A 17,184-nucleotide genomic window follows, 5' to 3' on the forward strand; every position below is an offset into this window, starting at 1 on the left:
GAAGGAGGAGGGCGCCTAGGCGCCGAAAGCGGCACATCCGCGTTGGCGAATCCGGCGTATCCGCGTTGGCGCGATTGGCGAAAATGCGTTGGTGGAAATGGTGAAAATTATATTGACGCTAACACCTTGGCCATCCTGGCCGCGTCGTTGCGGTCGTTCTTGGACGAGAGGTCGGCCGCCGACCTCGGGACCTTGGAGACGGCCGCGACGACGCAGTCGACGCCGAGCCCGGAGAGCTCCCTCTGCGGGGCGAAGCCGAGGTAGCCGCTCTCGTAGGCGGCGAGCGACGGGCCGGGGAAGCCCGACATCCACTCCGCGACCTCGCCCCAGGGGTTGCCGCGGAACCTCCTCGTCACGGCCTCGCCCGTCTCCGCGTCGAGCGCGCAGACGGTGGTGGACCTGAGGTGTACGTCCATTCCGAAGGCGGTAGAATATCTAGGCACGGGAGCCTCCCAACCTCGTTGCGGCGCGGCTGCGCCTCTGGCACTTCAACAACATTGTCGCAGCCCCGACCCGCGGTCACGAGCGGGGGCTCCTGTCGTTTCCGTGCCCCTGGATTGGGTCATAGTGTCTGACTCTGCCATTACATCGGTGTTGCCGTGGTTGTTGAGTAGTCATTGGGCACTTGGCACTTGGGGACGTTCCTTTTGTGCCGGCACCTGGGGACACTCCTTATGTCAAGAGATTGGTGCAAGAGGGATAGATTGCCTTGCATCAATCTAATAAGTTGCGGTGAGATAGTTCTTGAATTGGCTTTTTGAGGGCTAAACAGGAACTATCTCACCGCAACTGCGTTGAGCTTTTTGGCAGCTAGTTTACTTGCTCGCGAACAGCCAGATCAGGATGATCACCAGGATTGCGGCGACGATGCAGACGATGGCGCCGGTGAATTTGATGCGTGAGTCGCGGGTACGCTCGCGCACCGCGTCCTCGGTGGCCTCGAGCTGGGCAACTTCTCGCTCGGTCTCGGCGTGTTCGGCTTTGTCTCGGGCCAAGGATCCTGCAAGCGACTCAGTGATCTCTGGGTGGTCGTGTACTTCGGTCGCCTGCTCGATGATCGACTGCGCATGTGCGGTATCTGCTTGGGCGTTGGCGATGGTCTGCTCCTGGTCGCGGCGTGCCTTGTCCTCGGCGGCGATCTTCTCGCGCAGTTCGCGCTGGCGCGTCGTGGCGGCAGTTTTCGCTGTCTGCAGCTCGTCTCGCGCGGCATCGGCCTCAGTCGTCACGGCTTGGTGTGCGCGTTTGGCTTCGGCAATGGGGGCTTGAGCCTGTTCGACGGCCTGCTCGGCTGCGGCAAGCGAGTGCTCAAGGTCGGCGGTGATGCGCGGGACATCTTCTTCGGCTTTTCGCAGGGCATCTGCCGTGTCGGAGATCTGCATCGAGAGCTCGCTGGTGCGCACCGTATAGTTGGCGGGATTTGCCGAGGGATTGCGTTGCAGCTCGGCATACTCATGACGCAGCGTCTCGAGCTGGGCGCGCGTGGCGTCGACGGTTTGTTGTGCGGCGGCAATGCCGGCGTCTCGCTCGGCCTGCACCTTGTCGCGGATGCGCTTGGAATCCTCAAGACGGCGAACGAGGCGGTTGCCGGTCTCGCGCGAGCTCGCCTCGCGGGCCTCCACGGCATCGAGCGCGGCCTTCAGGCGGAGCTCAGTCGCGTCATCCTCTGTCTTCATTTGTTCGAACTGCCCCTTGAGCTCTGTCGCTTTGGCGGCGTGGGCATCACGGTCAATCTCGGCTGCCGCAGCGGTCTTTTGCGCTGTGGCGATCGCCTGGCGCTGGTCGGCGACGATCTGGTCGTAGCGGCCTGCGATATCCTGGCGCGTCTCGAGTTCCTCGGCCTGATCGGCAATGCGCTGCTCAAGTTCGGCCAGGTGGGCGCGGGCATCGGCAAGTGCCTTTTTCGCGGCGTTCATCTCGCGCATGGCCGAGGCGCCCTGGGCGATAAAGGTGCCCACGGCGTTCGCAGTGTTCGAGACAGCGGTCCCCAGATCGCGGCTCGCGGCGGGGGAGTGCGGGGCGGTCGGGCGAGCGGTGTCGGCAGCGTCCGCATCGGCAGCCTGCGGCGCGGCGATATTGCCGGTACCGCCCTCGACCACAGAAAAGCCTGCTGCGTGCGGATCGACCGCATCGGCGCCAATCGTGGGGTGCTCGAGCTGCAGAAACGAGGGCATGGTGCTGCCCTGGTCGGCAACCGGAGTCTCGCCGGGCACAAAGGTCGAGGCCGCCTCGGCGGCCTCCTCTTCCTCGGCATCGATATCGGCATCGGCGACGGCGTCTTTCATCGCTTTGACAGCATCCATCATGGAGTCCATGACGGCATCGAGCTCTTCTTCCGAAGACACCTCGATGGGGCCCGCTGCTTGCGGGGCGTCGTCCTGTACAGGGGCGTCGTCCTGAGCGGGCGCATCGTCGTTTTGCTCATCGGCGTTTTCTGTTTCGGGGGTTTCCGCCGTAGCGCTTTCGTCCAAGATGGGGCCGTCGACGTCGGTACCATCCCAGGTCACAGCGTCAGTATCTGTGGTGACGTCTGCGGGATCATCAATATGCTCTTGAGTCTGGGGGTCCAGCTCGTCTGTCATAGGCATGTGCTCCTCATCGTTGTTTGTCACCCTATGATAAAGTCTCGCGCCGACATCCCGCGCGCCGCAGCAAAGTTTCAAAACGTGTTCGATGGCTCGATCTGATAACAATAACTCGGCCACTTTATCCAGTTTGCACTTGACAATTCCTTCGCCGAACGACGTGGTGCCGTTCGCCCGCTGTGTCCTTTATTTTTCACTTGAACACGCTAAAGTTGCATTTCAGCTTTTGGCGCGTGAAGTTGGATACGCGCAGTCGGCGGGCGTGCCCGTCGCGATTTGAAAGGACTTTGTATGGGACTTTTCACTGGTAAGACCGTGATCGTCACCGGCGGCGGCAAGGCCACGCTTAAGGACGGTTCCGCTGGCTCCATCGGCTACGGCATCGATATCGCATTTGCCAAGGAGGGCGCGAACCTCGTCATCACCGGCCGCAACGTCGCCAAGCTCGAGGCCGCCAAGGAGTCTCTCGAGGCCGAGTACGGTGTCAAGGTTCTGCCTGTTCAGGCCGATGTCTCGGCTGGTCAGGACAACGAGGCCGTCGTCCAGAACGTCATCGACAAGGCCATTGAGGAGTTCGGCCGCATCGACGCCGTCGTCAACAATGCTCAGGCTAGCGCCTCGGGCGTGACCATCGCCGATCACACCATGGATCAGTTTAACCTGGCCATTTACTCCGGTCTGTATGCTACCTATCTGTACATGCAGAAGGCCTATCCGCACCTGAAGGAGACCAAGGGCTCCGTGGTCAACTTCGCTTCGGGCGCCGGCCTGTTTGGCAACTATGGCCAGTGCAGCTATGCTGCCGCCAAGGAGGGTATCCGCGGCCTGACCCGCGTTGCCGCCAACGAGTGGGGCAAGGACGGCATCAACGTCAATATCGTTTGCCCGCTTGCTTGGACCGCTGCGCTCGAGAACTTCCAGGATGCCTATCCCGAGGCGTTTAAGGCCAATGTCCACATGCCGCCGGCGGGTCACTACGGCGACGTCGAGAAGGAAATCGGCCGCGTGGTCGTTCAGCTCTGCGGTCCCGACTTTAAGTACATGAACGGCGAGACCGTCACCCTCGAGGGTGGCATGGGCCAGCGGCCCTAAGAGTTACGCGGTTTTACCAAACCGCGTAACGGCTCGACGCTGCGCGGTCACCAGGGCGACAACTTGTCATTCAAAGAGGGTGGCATGACCAGAAGGTCTATGCCGCCCTCTTTTCATGCCAATTTGTTCGCTCTGGCGACCGCTCGCTGACGTCGCCAGAGCATCGGCGTTGCCTTGGCTGTTGGAGATGATCTCGTAGTCGTTGGGGACGTTCTTAAATGACTAGTCATAAGGGACACTCTTGCCGGCACTTGGGGACAGTCCCTAAGTGCCGGCAGATTGGGACACTTCTTTGCAAGATGGCGCTGAAGATTGTTCCCGACGACTAGTCGTTTAATGCATCAGTTTCTGTCGAGTCGGTGCTCTTTGCGGGTTGCCCGTATAATGGTTTGCGTATGAACCGCAACCAAGGAGTTCCAGTTTATGGACCAGAGCCTTTTTAAATTCGACCTGATCGCCGAGGATCCGACGACGCATGCGCGTGCCGGCGTGCTGCACACCCCGCACGGCGACATCGAGACGCCGATCTTTATGCCCGTGGGCACCAAGGCAAACGTCAAGGGCATCCCCACCGAGACCGTCAAACAGCTCGGCGCCCAGATCGTGCTTGCCAACACCTATCATCTGTCCATGCGTCCCGGCGAGGACACTATCGCCGAGCTGGGCGGCCTGCACAAGTTTATGAACTGGCACGGTCCTATCCTCACCGACTCGGGCGGTTTCCAGGTGTTCAGCCACAACGACGCCGTCAAGCTCACCGACGAGGGCGTGCGCTTTATCGTCAACGACTACGACGGCCGCCACGTGTTCTGGACGCCCGAGGACAACATGGAAATCGCCATGAAGCTCGGCTCCGACATCTGCATGCAGCTGGACCAGTGCCCGGGCTATCCCGCCACGCGCGCCTACGTTGAGCGCGCGGTGGAGCTGTCGAGCATGTGGGCCGAGCGCTGCTACAAGGCTCACACCCGCGATGACCAGGCGCTCTTTGGCATCGTCCAGGGCGGCATGCATCTGGATCTGCGCCTGCGCTCTCTGCGCCATCTGGAGGAGTGCGGCGACTTCCCCGGTTACGGCATCGGCGGCTACTCGGTGGGCGAGGACCACGAGACCATGTTCGAGACCCTGGCGCCGCTTGTGAGCGAGTACATGCCCAAGCACAAGCCGCGCTACCTGATGGGCGTCGGCAACCCGACGACGCTCGTGCGCGGCGTGGGCGTGGGCATCGATATGTTCGACTGCGTGCTGCCGACGCGCACCGGCCGCATGGGCACGGCATTCTCCAGTGAAGGTCGCCTTAACTTCCGCAACGCGCGTTTTGCGCACGACGACGGCCCCATCGACCCCACCTGCACCTGCCCGGTGTGCACGGGCGGCTACAGCCGCGCGCTCATTCGCCACATGGTCACGCAGAAGGAGATGCTCGGCGGCATCCTGCTTTCGATGCACAACATCTACTACCTGCTCAACCTTATGCAGCGTGCTCGCCAGGCCATTATCGAGGGTCGCTATGGTGCATTCGTGAGCGATTGGATGAATAGCCCTGCCGCGGTGGATTACTAAGGGCGGCGCGGGCGCTTGCAGGCACTCGCGCGATGTCGAGACCGCGTGCCAATCGACCGCGCGCAGCCGTCGCCGGGCATCGCATTCGCCGGCGTCGGTTGCGCGACCGCTAACCGATAGCTTGCAAGCACTTGATACATCGTGGGTACCATACCGAATAGTTGATGTTCGGGCGGGTGTTTGGCGCATGGCGTCGACCCCGCCCGTTTTTCTTTTTCTCGATAGGAGTACCCATGATTAAGAACGAGAATGTCGAGGGCGAGCCTTCCTACGACGAGACGTACCGCCGCGGCCCCGTGGTCATGCGCGGCCCGATGATTCCTAAGGACAATACGTACGCTAACCTGCTGGCGCCCGAGGAGTCGACCGACTGGTTGCATGCCGATCCGTGGCGCGTACTGCGCATCCAGGCCGAGTTTGTCGACGGCTTTGGCGCGCTTGCCGAGCTCGGACCTGCGGTGACCATCTTCGGTAGCGCCCGCACGCCCAAGACCGATACGCTCTACAAGGCGGCGCGCACCGTCGGGCGTAAGATTGCCCAGCGCGGCGTGGCGGTTATCACCGGTGGCGGCCCCGGCATCATGGAAGCGGCCAACAAGGGAGCGGCGAGCGTCAACGGCAAGTCAGTTGGTTTGGGCATTGAGCTGCCGCACGAGCAGGGGCTCAACAAATACGTGAACCTCGGTATGGACTTCCGCTACTTCTTTGTGCGCAAGACCATGTTCGTCAAATACAGCTCGGGCGCTATTGTGTTTCCCGGCGGGTTTGGCACGCTCGACGAGATGTTTGAGGTGCTCACGCTGGTGCAAACGCACAAGGTCAAGCGCATGCCGCTTGTGCTGGTAGGCAGCGAGTACTGGCAGGGCCTATTCGACTGGCTTAACGGTCCGGTGATGGACGCCGGTATGATCAGCCCGCTCGATCCGGAGCTGGTGCACATCACCGACGACCTCAACGAGGCCGTCGACATTGCGCTCAGCGGGCTGATGTAGGGTAGCAAAAATGGAACGGGGCTAAAAAGACCGGTGCGTAACGTTACATGTCAGTCTTTTTAGCCCCGTCCCAAATGAACTGCTTCTAAGTTGCGGTGGAATAGGGATTGATTGACAGCTAATAAGCCAAAAACGGTCCCTATTTCACCGCAACTGATGTGGGCGTCCCTAGTGGATGGGCTGGTAGCGGGGGCAGTAGCTGATGGCGATGGCGTCGACGCCTACATGGGTGGCGATGGTGCAGCCGATGGGGCCGGTGCCGGCGTCTACGTAGTCCTGGCCCGCGAGCGCCTCGTTGACAAGTTCCTGCTCCTCGGCAGCACCGGTCGTGAGCACGCGAACGCTTGAGCCCGGGTGCTCGGTCAAAAACTCGAGGCAGTCAGCCATGGTGTTCGCAACGATGCGCTTGGCTCCGCGGCCCTTCTTGATGGCCTTGATCTCGCCCGACTGCCACTCCGGCGAAACGGCCAGGCGAATGTTGAGCATCTGCGTGAGCTGGCCGGCGAGCTTGGGCGCGCGGCCGTTCTTAACGAGGTTCTCGAGCGTGCGGGGAATCAGCAGCAGGTGGGCGTCGGGCAGCGTCGCGCGGATCTGCGCCTCGGTCTCGTCCAGGCTGCGACCGTCCTCGCGCATGGCCAGTGCGTACTCCACCAGCAGGCCCTCGGCGCCCGAGCCGGTGCGCGAGTCGATGCAGCACACGTCGAGCTCGTGTGTTTCGGCCGTCAGGCTGGCGTTGGCATAGCAGGCGGACCACTCGCTGCACAGCGAGATAAAGATCGCGCTGTCGTGGCCGTCGGCGAGCACGCGGTCAAAGAGTGCCTTGAACTCGCCGGCGCTCGGCTGCGAGGTGTGCGGCAGCTGCTCGGAGCCGGCCATGCGGGCGACGTACTCTTGGGCGGTAATCTGCACCTGGTCGAGCAGGTCCTCGCCCTCGATAATCACATGCAGCGGAATCACGTAAATGCCGAGCTCTTGGGCGCGAGCGGGGGAGATGTCCGACGTGGAGTCGGTTATGATGGCAAAAGACATAATTGCACCTTTCGTTGGGGCGCTTGCGTGCCGCCTTCTTAGAGCAAAGTGCGACAAGTATAGTGGAGTTGCTCTACATTGCTAGGTTCAATTGTTGAATAGTCAACAGTTTGAAGTGTCGGTGTGGAAATCATCAACTGGGGAAGAGGAATGCCGATGGAGGCGTTGGAGATATGCAGGCGGCCGGTTGTGCTGTTCGATTTTGACGGCACGGTGGCCGATACGGGCCGGGCGGTGATGACCTCGACGCGCAAGACGTTGGCCGCGCGCGGGTTTTCGGAGGGGCAGATGGGTGACCTGCGCCGCATGATCGGGCCGCCCCTGTGGAAGAGCTTTCACGACTTTTATGGCTTCTCCCGCGAGGAGTCGCTTGTGGTGGCTGACGAGTACCGTGCCTTTTTTGATGAGCTGGGACCGGAAGAGTATCCCGTGTTCGATGGAATCCCCGAGCTGCTCGATGGGTTGGTCGCCCAGGGCAAGCGCTTGGCCGTGGCGACGTCGCGCATGGAGGCGAAGTGTATCGACATGGTGCATGAGCTGGGTCTTTCTCAGTTTGAGGCGGTGGCTGGCATGAATCCGCTGCAGGGGCGCGAGACCAAGGCCGATTCGGTCCGCGATGCCCTGGCAGAGCTCGGTATGACGGCGTGCGATGCCGTGATGATCGGCGATCGCTTCAACGATGTGGAGGGCGCGCACGCAATGGGCGTACCGTGCATCGGTATCTATTCGGGCGCGGCGGCGCCGGGCGAGCACGAGGCGGCGGGTGCCGATGCAGTGGTGCACTCGGTGGCCGAGCTTGCTAAACTTTTCGCTATATAAGTACTTGATGTGAGGGGCGGGCGTACCCGTCGCTCATTGGTAAGGAGGCAGTCCATGAATCAGGTGGAGCAGAGCGTCGCTGAGTATGTCGACGAGGTCTGGGAGGATGTCGTCGCCGATATCGAGCAGCTGGTGAGTTATCCGTCCGTAGCCGTTGCTGCCGATGCGGAGCCTAGCGCGCCGTTTGGCCGCCCGGTTCGTGATGCGCTCAATTGCGCGCTCGGCATTGCGCAAAAGCTCGGCTACCAGACGAGCGACGACGAGGGCTATGTGGGCATTGCCGATATCCCGGGTCGCGGCGACAAGCAGCTCGCGACCATCTGCCACGTGGACGTGGTGCCCGCCGGCCCCGGCTGGAACACCGACCCGTTTGCGATGGAGCGTCGCGAGGGCTGGCTGCTCGGCCGTGGCGTGATTGATGACAAGGGTCCGGCGGTGTTGTCGCTCTACGCCGGTGCCTACCTGCTCAAGCACGGCATTGTGCCGCGCTATACCTTCCGCGCGCTGCTGGGCTGCGATGAGGAAGTGGGCATGTCCGACGTTCACCATTATCTGGAAAATCACGCAGACCCCGACTTTTTGTTTACGCCCGATGCCGAGTTCCCGGTCTGCAATGCCGAGAAGGGCCAGTTTGGGGCGACGTTCGTGAGCCCCAAGATCGACGGCGGGCGCATCGTGTCGTGGAGCGGCTCCGAGGCGAGCAATGCCATTCCGTCGCAGTCCATCTGCGAGCTTGCGATTGCCGCCGATGAGTTGCCGGCGCCGGTCGAGAACGCCGATCGTCTGGAGATCACGGCGCTTGATAATGGCCATGCGCAGATTTTCGCCCACGGTATCGGTGGCCATGCTTCGATGCCCGAGGGAACGATCAATGCCGTCGGCCTGATCGTGTCGTATCTGCGCGAGGCCGAGGACGCGTTTGGTGCACGCGACGAGCGCCTGCTGACGCCTGCCGAGCATGAGTTCGTCAAGTTCCTGGCCTTTGTGTATGCGGATGCCTATGGCCGCGGCCTAGGTATCGATGCGACGAGTCCGGCGTTTGGCCCGCTTACCTGCAACGCTGGAGTCATCCGCGTGGCGGATGGCCATATTGAGCAGGTCATCGACGTGCGCTTCCCCGACAGTACGAGTGCCGATACCATCCGCGAGCAGCTCGACCCGCTCGTGGGCCGTTTTGGCGTGACGTGCCAGCTGGGTCGCGCGAAGGTGCCGTTCTCGGTGTCTGCCGACGATCCGGCCGTGAAGGCGCTTATCGATACCTATAACGAGTTCACCGGCAAGCATGCTGAGCCCTTTGCCATGGGCGGCGGCACGTACGCGCGCAACTTTGCCCGCGCCGTCTCGTTTGGCCCCGAAGAGACCGGCCTGGAGCTGCCCGCGTGGGGCGGCCAGATGCACGGCCCCAATGAGTGCGCCAACGAGGAACAGCTTAAACAGGCGCTCAAGATCTATATTGTTGCGATCCTCCGTTTGAATGAATTAGAGCTTTAAGGTCTCGCGGTTTCCCAATCTAAGTTGCGGTGGAATAGTTCCTAGAATGGGCCATTTGATGGCCAAGCAGGAACTATTTCACCGCAACTTTGTTTTTATTGGTGTAAAAGGTGCGCCATGTTCGGCGCTGGATTGTTATCCGTTTGTAAAGGCTGGGCAGAGCTTGCGGTAAGGGTCTATCAATAGCCCGTAAGAAACCGCAGATAAGGCGGTCGTCGCCCGCTCGAGGCCGTATCTTTCCAAACAGCAAAGCGGGCAGGGTGCCCGCGAGTCGCATGTATGAAAGGAAGATCATGCTCGATCAGGCTTATTCTCGTCGTCAGTTCCTCGGCCTCGCTGGTGGTCTTGCCAGCATCGTCGGTCTCGGTCTCGTTGGTTGCGGCGGCTCCGGCGCATCCGAAGCCGCCGACAAGGGTAGCGCCGCTGCTGCCGAGTCCGTCTCCGGCGAGGTGACCTACGACGGTGCCTCCTCGTTCCAGGCTCTCGTCGAGGCTGCTGCCGAGAAGTTCATGGATGCCAACCCCGACGTCTCCATCTCCGGTTCGGGCAACGGTTCGGGCAAGGGCCTTACCGCTGTTGCCGCCGGCACCGTCACCATCGGTAACTCCGACGTCTTCGCCGAGTCCAAGCTCGAGGCCGACCAGGTCAAGAAGCTCGTCGACCACGAGGTCGCTGTCGTGGGCATGGGCCCCGTCGTCTCCAAAAACGTCAAGGTCGACGACCTGTCTCTCGAGCAGCTCAAGGGCATCTTCTCCGGCCAGATCACCAACTGGAAGGAGGTTGGCGGCGACGACGCTACTATCGTCGTCCTCAACCGCAAGGCCGGCTCCGGTACCCGCGCCACCTTTGAGGCGGCTGTCTTTGGCGACGAGGCCGTCGATTTTAAGGGCGACGCCGAGCTCGACAAGTCCGGCGACGTCCAGACTCAGATGGGCAGCACCGACAACGCCATCTCCTACCTGGACTTCTCGCACTTCGATGACTCCAAGTTCAATGCCATCAAGGTCGAGGGCGTGGAGCCCAAGAGCGCAAACGTCACCGACGACTCCTTTAAAATCTGGGCTACCGAGCACATGTACTGCGCTAAGGATGCCGACGAGGCCACCAAGGCCTTCCTGGAGTTCATGCTTTCCGATGACGTCCAGGGCAAGCTCGTCGAGGAGCAGGGCTTTATCCCCGTCTCTGCCATGAAGGTCGTCAAGGACGCCAGCGGCAAGGTCTCTGCTAAATAAGTAATCGCCCCGGAAAGGTTTGCAATGGCAAAACAGCTGCCAAAGCGCGACCTTGAGAACGTGGGCCTGGGCGTCACGGGCGCGTGCGTAGCGCTCGTGACGCTTGTCGTTGCCGCGCTCATCTTCATGGTCGCCCAAAAGGGCCTCTCGGCTTTTCTCAAGGATGGCGTTTCGGTTGCCGAGTTCTTCACCGGCACCAAGTGGGACCTGGCCAACACGGCCGAAAACGGCCTGCCCTACACCGGCGCCCTGCCCCTGATCGTCACCTCGTTTGCGGTCATGGTACTCTCCACGCTCATCGCGCTGCCCATCGCCATCGGCTCTGCCATCTTTGCGGTCGAGATTAGCCCTAAGTTTGGCTCTAAGATCTTTCAGCCGCTCATTGAGCTTTTGACCGGCATCCCCTCGGTCGTCTTTGGCCTGATCGGTTTTCACGTGGTCGTCGGTCTTATGAAGAGCGTTTTCCACGTGAGCACGGGCCTGGGCATCTTGCCCGGCGCCATCGTGCTGGCGGTCATGATTCTGCCGACGATGACCACGCTTTCGGTCGATGGCCTGCGCGCCGTGCCCGACGGCTACCGCCAGGGCTCGCTCGCGCTGGGCTACACCCGCTGGCAGACCATCTGGCACGTGGTGCTCAAGTCCGCCATGCCGTCGCTCATGACCGCGGTTATCTTGGGCATGACCCGCGCCTTTGGCGAGACGCTCGCCGTGCGCATGGTCATCGGCGGCATCGAGGCCATGCCGACGTCGCTGCTGTCGCCGGCGTCCACCATCACCACCACGCTCACCACGTCCATGGCGGTCTATGCCGAGGGCTCGGCCCAAGACGATGTTCTGTGGGCGCTCGGCCTGCTGCTGATGGGCATGAGTCTCATCTTCATCCTGATCATCCACCTTATCGGCCGCAAGGGGGCGAAGGCTCGTGGCTAGCACGCGTATCCACATCGACGAGGCGAGGCTCGGGCGTGTCCAAAAGCAGGACCGCTTCGCCACGGGCGTGTTGACGGCAATCGTCGCCATCGTCATGCTCATCGTCGTCTCCATGGTGGCCTATATCCTGTTCGAGGGCATCTCGACGCTGTTCCAGCCGGGCTTTCTCACGGAGCCGTCGCGCGCCAACGGAACGCAGGGCGGCGTGCTCTACCAGCTGTTCGACTCGTTCTACCTGCTGCTGATCACCCTGATCATCTCGGTGCCCATCAGCCTGGGCGGAGCGGTCTTTTTGGTTGAGTACGCGCCGGACGGACCCATCCGCGACATCGCCTCCACCGCCATCGAGACGTTGTCCTCGCTGCCTTCCATCGTCGTCGGCATGTTCGGTTTTCTGGTGTTCTCGGTGCAGCTGGGCTGGAAGTACTCCATCATCTCCGGCGCCGTCGCGCTCACCATGTTCAACATCCCCATCCTGGTGCGCGTGATCCAGCAGGCGCTCGAGGACGTGCCGCAGGCCCAGCGCGATGCGTGCCTGGCCATGGGCCTCACTCGCTGGGAGGCCACGCTGCACATCCTGATCCCCGAGGCCATGCCTGCCATCGTGACGGGCATCGTGCTTTCGGCCGGTCGCGTGTTTGGCGAGGCCGCAGCACTGCTTTTTACCTCGGGTATGAGCTCGCCGGTTCGCCTGAACTTCTTGAGCTTTAACCTGTCGAGCCCCACCTGCGCTTGGAACGTGTTCCGTCCCGGCGAGTCGCTCGCCGTGCACATCTACAAGATCTATGGCGAGGGCAGCCCCGAGGCCCAGCAGATCGTCTGGGGCACCGCGGCACTGCTGATGATTTGCGTGCTGCTGTTTAACGTAATCGCCCGCATTGTGGGCAAGCAACTGGCAAGGAAGATGACGGCCGAATGAGCGAGATGAAAGCAACGCCCGCAACCGAAGCGGCATCGTCCGAGACCCAGGACTTCCTGTCGAGCGTGGGGGAGAGCGAGAGGCGCGTGCGCGTAAGCGGCAAGGCCGTGAGCGACGAGGTCGTGCTCTCCACCAAGGACGTCAACGTGTACTATGACGACCACCATGCACTGCACAATACGTCGCTCGACTTCCACAAGGGCGAGATCACGGCGCTCATTGGGCCTTCGGGCTGCGGTAAGTCGACCTTCTTGCGTAGCCTCAACCTTATGAATCGCGAGATTCGCGGCTGCCGCGTGGAGGGCGAGATCAACTATCGCGGGCGCAACGTGAACACCAAGACCGAAAACACCTACGAGCTGCGCCGTTCCATTGGCATGGTGTTCCAGCAGCCCAACCCGTTCCGCAAGTCCATTCGCGACAACATCACGTTTGCGCCCAAGCGCCACGGCATCACCGACCGTGACGAGCTCGACCGCATGGTCGAGGAAAGCTTACGCGGCGCGGCGCTGTGGGACGAGGTCAAAGACAAGCTCGATAAGAGCGCCTATGCGCTTTCGGGCGGTCAGCAGCAGCGTCTGTGCATCGCGCGCACGCTGGCGCTCAACCCCGACGTGATTCTGTTCGACGAGCCCTGCTCGGCGCTCGACCCCATCTCGACGCTGGCGATCGAGGACCTCATGTCATCGATCGTGGCCGACCGCGCCATCGTTATCGTGACGCACAACATGGAGCAGGCGTCGCGCGTGTCCAACCGCACGGCGTTCTTCTACATGGGCGATATGGTCGAGTACGACGAGACTGACGAGATTTTCCAACGGCCCAAGGATAAGCGGCTGAATGATTACCTCACCGGCATGTTCTCCTAGTCCGGGACATGCTTGAGGCCTGCAGCGGCCACGGTTGCCGCAGGACTGATTGGAGAGGCGGGTCATCTCTTGCGGGAGATGGCCCGCCTTTTGCTCTGCGACCGAAACGACCACCACAAAGGGGACAGGCGCCTTCGTGGTGGTTTGGGGTGGGGCTCGCTGCTATCATGGACAACGTTGAATTTCTACGAAGGAGCAGGGCATATGGCGATTCTTTTGGGATGCGATTCCGTCAGCCTAGAGTTTCCCACCAAGCATATTTTCGATAGCGTGACGCTCGGCGTGGGCGAGGGCGACCGCATTGGTATTGTCGGTAAAAACGGCGACGGCAAGTCGACGCTGCTGAGCGTGCTCGCTGGCACGCTGGAGCCCGACGACGGACGCGTGACGCACCGCCGCGGCACGACGATCGGTCTGCTCGGCCAAAAGGACAACCTGGTCGATACTGATACCGTGCATCATGCCGTTGTGGGCGACACGCCTGAGTACGAGTGGGCGTCGAGCCCCCGCACGCGCCAGATTCTCGCCGGTCTTATTAGCGATGTGCCCTGGGAGGGCACGGTTGGCGAGCTTTCGGGCGGCCAGCGCCGTCGCGTGGACCTCGCGCGCCTGCTGATCGGCGACTACGACGTGCTCATGCTCGACGAGCCCACCAACCACCTGGACATGCGCACCATCAACTGGCTCGCGCGTCACTTAAAGGCCCGTTGGCAGCGCGGCCAGGGCGCGATGCTCGTGGTCACGCACGACCGCTGGTTCTTGGACGAGGTCTGTACCAGTATGTGGGAGGTCCACGACGGCCAGGTCGATCCCTTCGAGGGCGGTTACTCCGCATATATCCTGCAGCGCGTGGAGCGCGACCGCATGGCCGCAGTTACCGAGGAGCGCCGTCGCAACATGGCACGCAAGGAGCTCGCGTGGCTGAGCCGCGGCGCCCAGGCGCGTTCCACCAAGCCCAAGTTTCGCGTTGATGCCGCTCGCGAGCTGATCGCCGACGTGCCGCCCATGCGTGACGAGCTGGAGCTCAAGCGCCTCGCCGTGAGCCGCCTAGGCAAGCAGGTTATCGACGTGGTCGACGTGGACGCCGGCTATGCGGATGCCGGCGGCGCGCCCAAGCAGGTGCTCTCCGATGTGACCTGGCTCATTGGTGCGGGCGACCGCTATGGTCTTTTGGGTGAGAATGGCGCCGGCAAATCGACCTTGCTCGACGTGATCCAGGGCAAGATTGAACCCACGCGCGGCCGTGTAAAGATCGGCCAGACAGTGCGCTTTGGCGTGCTGTCGCAGCAGCTCGAGGAGCTCGAGCCCTACATGGGCGACACGATTCGCGAGGTGCTCAGCAACTATAAGAAGTACTACGTCATCGACGGCAAGGAGACTTCGCCCGAGAAGCTCTGCGAGCGCCTGGGATTTACGACGCAGCAGCTTTGGAGCCGCATCGGCGATCTTTCGGGCGGCCAGCGCCGTCGCCTGTCGCTGCTGCTGACGATTCTGAACGAGCCCAACGTGCTCATCCTGGACGAGCCTGGCAACGACTTGGATACCGACATGCTCGCGATTGTCGAGGACCTGCTCGACGGCTGGCCCGGCACGCTGATTCTGGTGACGCACGACCGCTTCTTGATGGAGCGCGTGACCGACCAGCAGTGGGCGCTGCTCGACGGCCACCTGACGCATATGCCCGGTGGCGTGGACCAGTACCTGCGCCTGTGCAACGCTACCGCCGAAGGCGAGCCCGTGGGCGCGCCGAGCGCCAAGACCGGCACGTTTGACACCGGTGCCGCGGCAGCTGCGGCCGAAAAGCCTAAGGCAAGCGGTCAGCCCAATGGCCTTTCCAACGCCGAACGTCAGAGGCTCCGCCGCGAGGTGAGCTCGCTCGAGCGCAAGATGGAGACGCAGCGCGCTCGCGTTGAGGAGGCCGAGGCCGCGATGGCCCAGGTCGATCCCACCAACTACACGGCGCTCGGCGAGCAGCAGGCAAAGATCGACGAGGCTCACGCCGCCATGGACGAGCTGGAGATGGCGTGGCTCGAGGCGAGCGAAAAGCTCGAGGGCGAGGAGTAAGCGAGAATGATCAAAGCCGCGTTTTTCGATATCGACGGTACGCTGCTGAGCTTTAAGACCCACCGGATTCCGGCGTCGGCGCAGCAGGTGCTCGACAGCTTTCGCGAGCAGGGGATTGCGTGCGTGATCGCCACGGGCCGTCCGACCTACCAGATGCCGGACTGGCTGTTCGACCTGGGCTGGGATGCGTACATTACGCTTTCGGGCCAGCACTGCTTTGATGCCGAGGGGGTTTACCGCAGCTGCCCGATCGATCCGGACGACGTCGCGGTGATTGTGGACCAGGTGGCGCAGGGGCGCTACGACTCGCTGTGCATGCAGGGCGAGAACTCGTTTGTGAACCGCCTGTCCGAGCGCGTGGTGACGGCTGGCAGCAACGCGGGAATCGTCTACCACGAGGAGCCGTTTGAGCACGCCTTTGACGCACCGGTCTACCAGTTCTGCGCCTTTGTGGACCCGGCCGACGAACATATCGTGACCGACGCCGTGTCGCATTCGCTCACCACGCGCTGGTGCGTCCTGTTCTGCGACATTATTCCCGCTAACGGCGGCAAGGACCTGGGCGTGGCGGCGACGCTCGAGCGGCTTGGTATCGACGCGAGCGAGGCGATTGCCTTTGGCGACGGCGAGAACGACCTGTCGATGTTTGCCGCCGTGGGCACAAGTGTGGCCATGGGCAACGCGCAGGACACGGTGAAAGCTGCAGCGACCTATGTGACGACAGCCGTGGACGACGATGGCATCTACAACGCCGCGAAGCACTTTGGACTGTTATAACTGCGGCTCGGCACTTAGGGATGCTCCTTTTCTGCCGGCAGCTGGGGGACACTCCTTGTGGGGCGTCCCCATTTTGTTTTCGTCCCGCACATTTTGTGAAACACGTCTAACTTTTAGACAAAGTAGTAAGACATGGGCAACTTTTGCGGTAAAGTTAGCCGTGGAAAGTATCCAGAGGCTAACTAGCAATCATCGCGAAAGGCGGCCCATGGCCCTACGTGAATCCGGAGAAGACTATCTCGAATCGATCTACGTTCTGTCGGAACGTCAGGGCATCGTGCGCTCGATCGACGTTGCGGAGCACCTCGGCGTAACCAAGGCGAGCGTTTCCAAGGCCATGGCGACGCTGGAAAGCAACGGCTATGTCGAAATGGGCAAGCGCGACGTTCATCTGACGGAGCGTGGTCTGGAGGTCGCTCGCCAAATGTGGGAGCGTCACTGCTTTTTCGTGGGGCTGCTGGAGGATGCGGGTGTTTCGGTTGAGGTCGCGTCGCAAGAGGGCTGTCACATGGAGCACTGCCTAAGCGAGGAAAGCTTCGAGAAGCTGAGGGCGATGCTGGGACGGGACAGCGACCGGGACCAGTAGCCCCGCCAACTAAGTCCAACTCAGACAAGGAACCCCGCCAGCAAGCGATGCCCAAGAACCGCCAGCAACGTTACCGCAGGCCGGGGCCGGGCTTGGTTTTGAAAACATTCCGCACTGATATTTTCTGTATTGAAGACGTCGATGATGCACCCGTATACCATTGACGTCGACACCATCAGATGCGGACCGCGCGGTGACCCCACATTCCGCTGGCGCCCATGGGGCTGCCCTCGTTT

15 protein-coding genes are annotated in these 17,184 nt (G+C 61.9%); 12 read left to right on the plus strand and 3 right to left on the minus strand.

Going from position 1 to position 17,184, the window contains the following annotated elements; all coding sequences use genetic code 11:
* Positions 1-107: 107 nt before the first annotated feature.
* Together AAAX72_RS09400 and AAAX72_RS09405 are read right to left on the minus strand one after the other, a co-directional pair.
* Positions 108-443, minus strand: a complete 336-nt coding sequence (locus tag AAAX72_RS09400) for a hypothetical protein (RefSeq protein ID WP_349130122.1) — start codon at positions 441-443, stop codon at positions 108-110.
* A 372-nt stretch (positions 444-815) separates the two neighbouring features.
* Entirely contained in the window at positions 816-2,579 is a 1,764-nt protein-coding gene (locus AAAX72_RS09405; protein ID WP_349130124.1) for a hypothetical protein, read from the minus strand.
* Between the two features lie 294 nt (positions 2,580-2,873).
* On the opposite strand from AAAX72_RS09405, the gene AAAX72_RS09410 reads away from it, so the two are divergent.
* The 3 genes from AAAX72_RS09410 to AAAX72_RS09420 all read left to right on the plus strand — a co-directional run bounded on the left by AAAX72_RS09410 (position 2,874) and on the right by AAAX72_RS09420 (position 6,229).
* Entirely contained in the window at positions 2,874-3,674 is an 801-nt protein-coding gene (locus tag AAAX72_RS09410) for an SDR family oxidoreductase (protein WP_006235414.1), read from the plus strand.
* Positions 3,675-4,097: 423 nt separating this feature from the next.
* Positions 4,098-5,237, plus strand: coding sequence for a tRNA guanosine(34) transglycosylase Tgt (gene tgt, locus AAAX72_RS09415; protein WP_055285790.1), 1,140 nt, complete (start codon positions 4,098-4,100; stop codon positions 5,235-5,237).
* Between the two features lie 233 nt (positions 5,238-5,470).
* A complete protein-coding gene (locus tag AAAX72_RS09420; RefSeq protein ID WP_117848647.1) occupies positions 5,471-6,229 on the plus strand; it encodes a TIGR00730 family Rossman fold protein in 759 nt (252 codons plus the stop codon).
* A 168-nt stretch (positions 6,230-6,397) separates the two neighbouring features.
* Here AAAX72_RS09420 and AAAX72_RS09425 read toward each other — a convergent pair whose 3' ends face one another.
* Positions 6,398-7,258, minus strand: coding sequence for a DegV family protein (locus tag AAAX72_RS09425; RefSeq protein WP_349130125.1), 861 nt, complete (start codon positions 7,256-7,258; stop codon positions 6,398-6,400).
* Positions 7,259-7,414: 156 nt separating this feature from the next.
* Here AAAX72_RS09425 and AAAX72_RS09430 point away from each other — a divergent pair, with 156 nt between their 5' ends.
* The 9 genes from AAAX72_RS09430 to AAAX72_RS09470 all read left to right on the plus strand — a co-directional run bounded on the left by AAAX72_RS09430 (position 7,415) and on the right by AAAX72_RS09470 (position 16,948).
* Positions 7,415-8,077, plus strand: coding sequence for an HAD hydrolase-like protein (locus AAAX72_RS09430; RefSeq protein WP_349130126.1), 663 nt, complete (start codon positions 7,415-7,417; stop codon positions 8,075-8,077).
* A 54-nt stretch (positions 8,078-8,131) separates the two neighbouring features.
* Complete coding sequence (locus tag AAAX72_RS09435) at positions 8,132-9,568, plus strand: M20 family metallopeptidase (protein WP_349130127.1); 1,437 nt, start codon at positions 8,132-8,134, stop codon at positions 9,566-9,568.
* A gap of 293 nt (positions 9,569-9,861) precedes the next feature.
* Positions 9,862-10,800: a phosphate ABC transporter substrate-binding protein gene (locus AAAX72_RS09440; RefSeq protein WP_349130128.1), complete on the plus strand. Its 939-nt coding sequence runs from the start codon at positions 9,862-9,864 to the stop codon at positions 10,798-10,800.
* A gap of 24 nt (positions 10,801-10,824) precedes the next feature.
* A complete protein-coding gene (gene pstC / locus AAAX72_RS09445) occupies positions 10,825-11,733 on the plus strand; it encodes a phosphate ABC transporter permease subunit PstC (RefSeq protein ID WP_349130130.1) in 909 nt (302 codons plus the stop codon).
* A complete protein-coding gene (gene pstA / locus AAAX72_RS09450) occupies positions 11,726-12,652 on the plus strand; it encodes a phosphate ABC transporter permease PstA (protein WP_138341542.1) in 927 nt (308 codons plus the stop codon). Before pstC ends, pstA begins: the two co-directional genes overlap by 8 nt.
* Positions 12,649-13,521, plus strand: coding sequence for a phosphate ABC transporter ATP-binding protein PstB (pstB, locus tag AAAX72_RS09455; protein ID WP_349130132.1), 873 nt, complete (start codon positions 12,649-12,651; stop codon positions 13,519-13,521). The genes pstA and pstB overlap by 4 nt, the downstream gene beginning before the upstream one ends.
* 204 nt (positions 13,522-13,725) lie before the next feature.
* Positions 13,726-15,585: an ABC-F family ATP-binding cassette domain-containing protein gene (locus AAAX72_RS09460; protein WP_349130133.1), complete on the plus strand. Its 1,860-nt coding sequence runs from the start codon at positions 13,726-13,728 to the stop codon at positions 15,583-15,585.
* A 6-nt stretch (positions 15,586-15,591) separates the two neighbouring features.
* Positions 15,592-16,362 carry a Cof-type HAD-IIB family hydrolase gene (locus AAAX72_RS09465; protein WP_349130134.1) on the plus strand — a complete coding sequence of 257 codons (771 nt, stop codon included), beginning with the start codon at positions 15,592-15,594 and terminating at the stop codon, positions 16,360-16,362.
* A 208-nt stretch (positions 16,363-16,570) separates the two neighbouring features.
* Positions 16,571-16,948 carry a metal-dependent transcriptional regulator gene (locus AAAX72_RS09470; protein WP_349130136.1) on the plus strand — a complete coding sequence of 126 codons (378 nt, stop codon included), beginning with the start codon at positions 16,571-16,573 and terminating at the stop codon, positions 16,946-16,948.
* Positions 16,949-17,184 lie beyond the last annotated feature (236 nt).

It is taken from the genome of Collinsella sp. CLA-ER-H8 (assembly GCF_040092335.1).
Classification (GTDB): Bacteria; Actinomycetota; Coriobacteriia; order Coriobacteriales; family Coriobacteriaceae; genus Collinsella.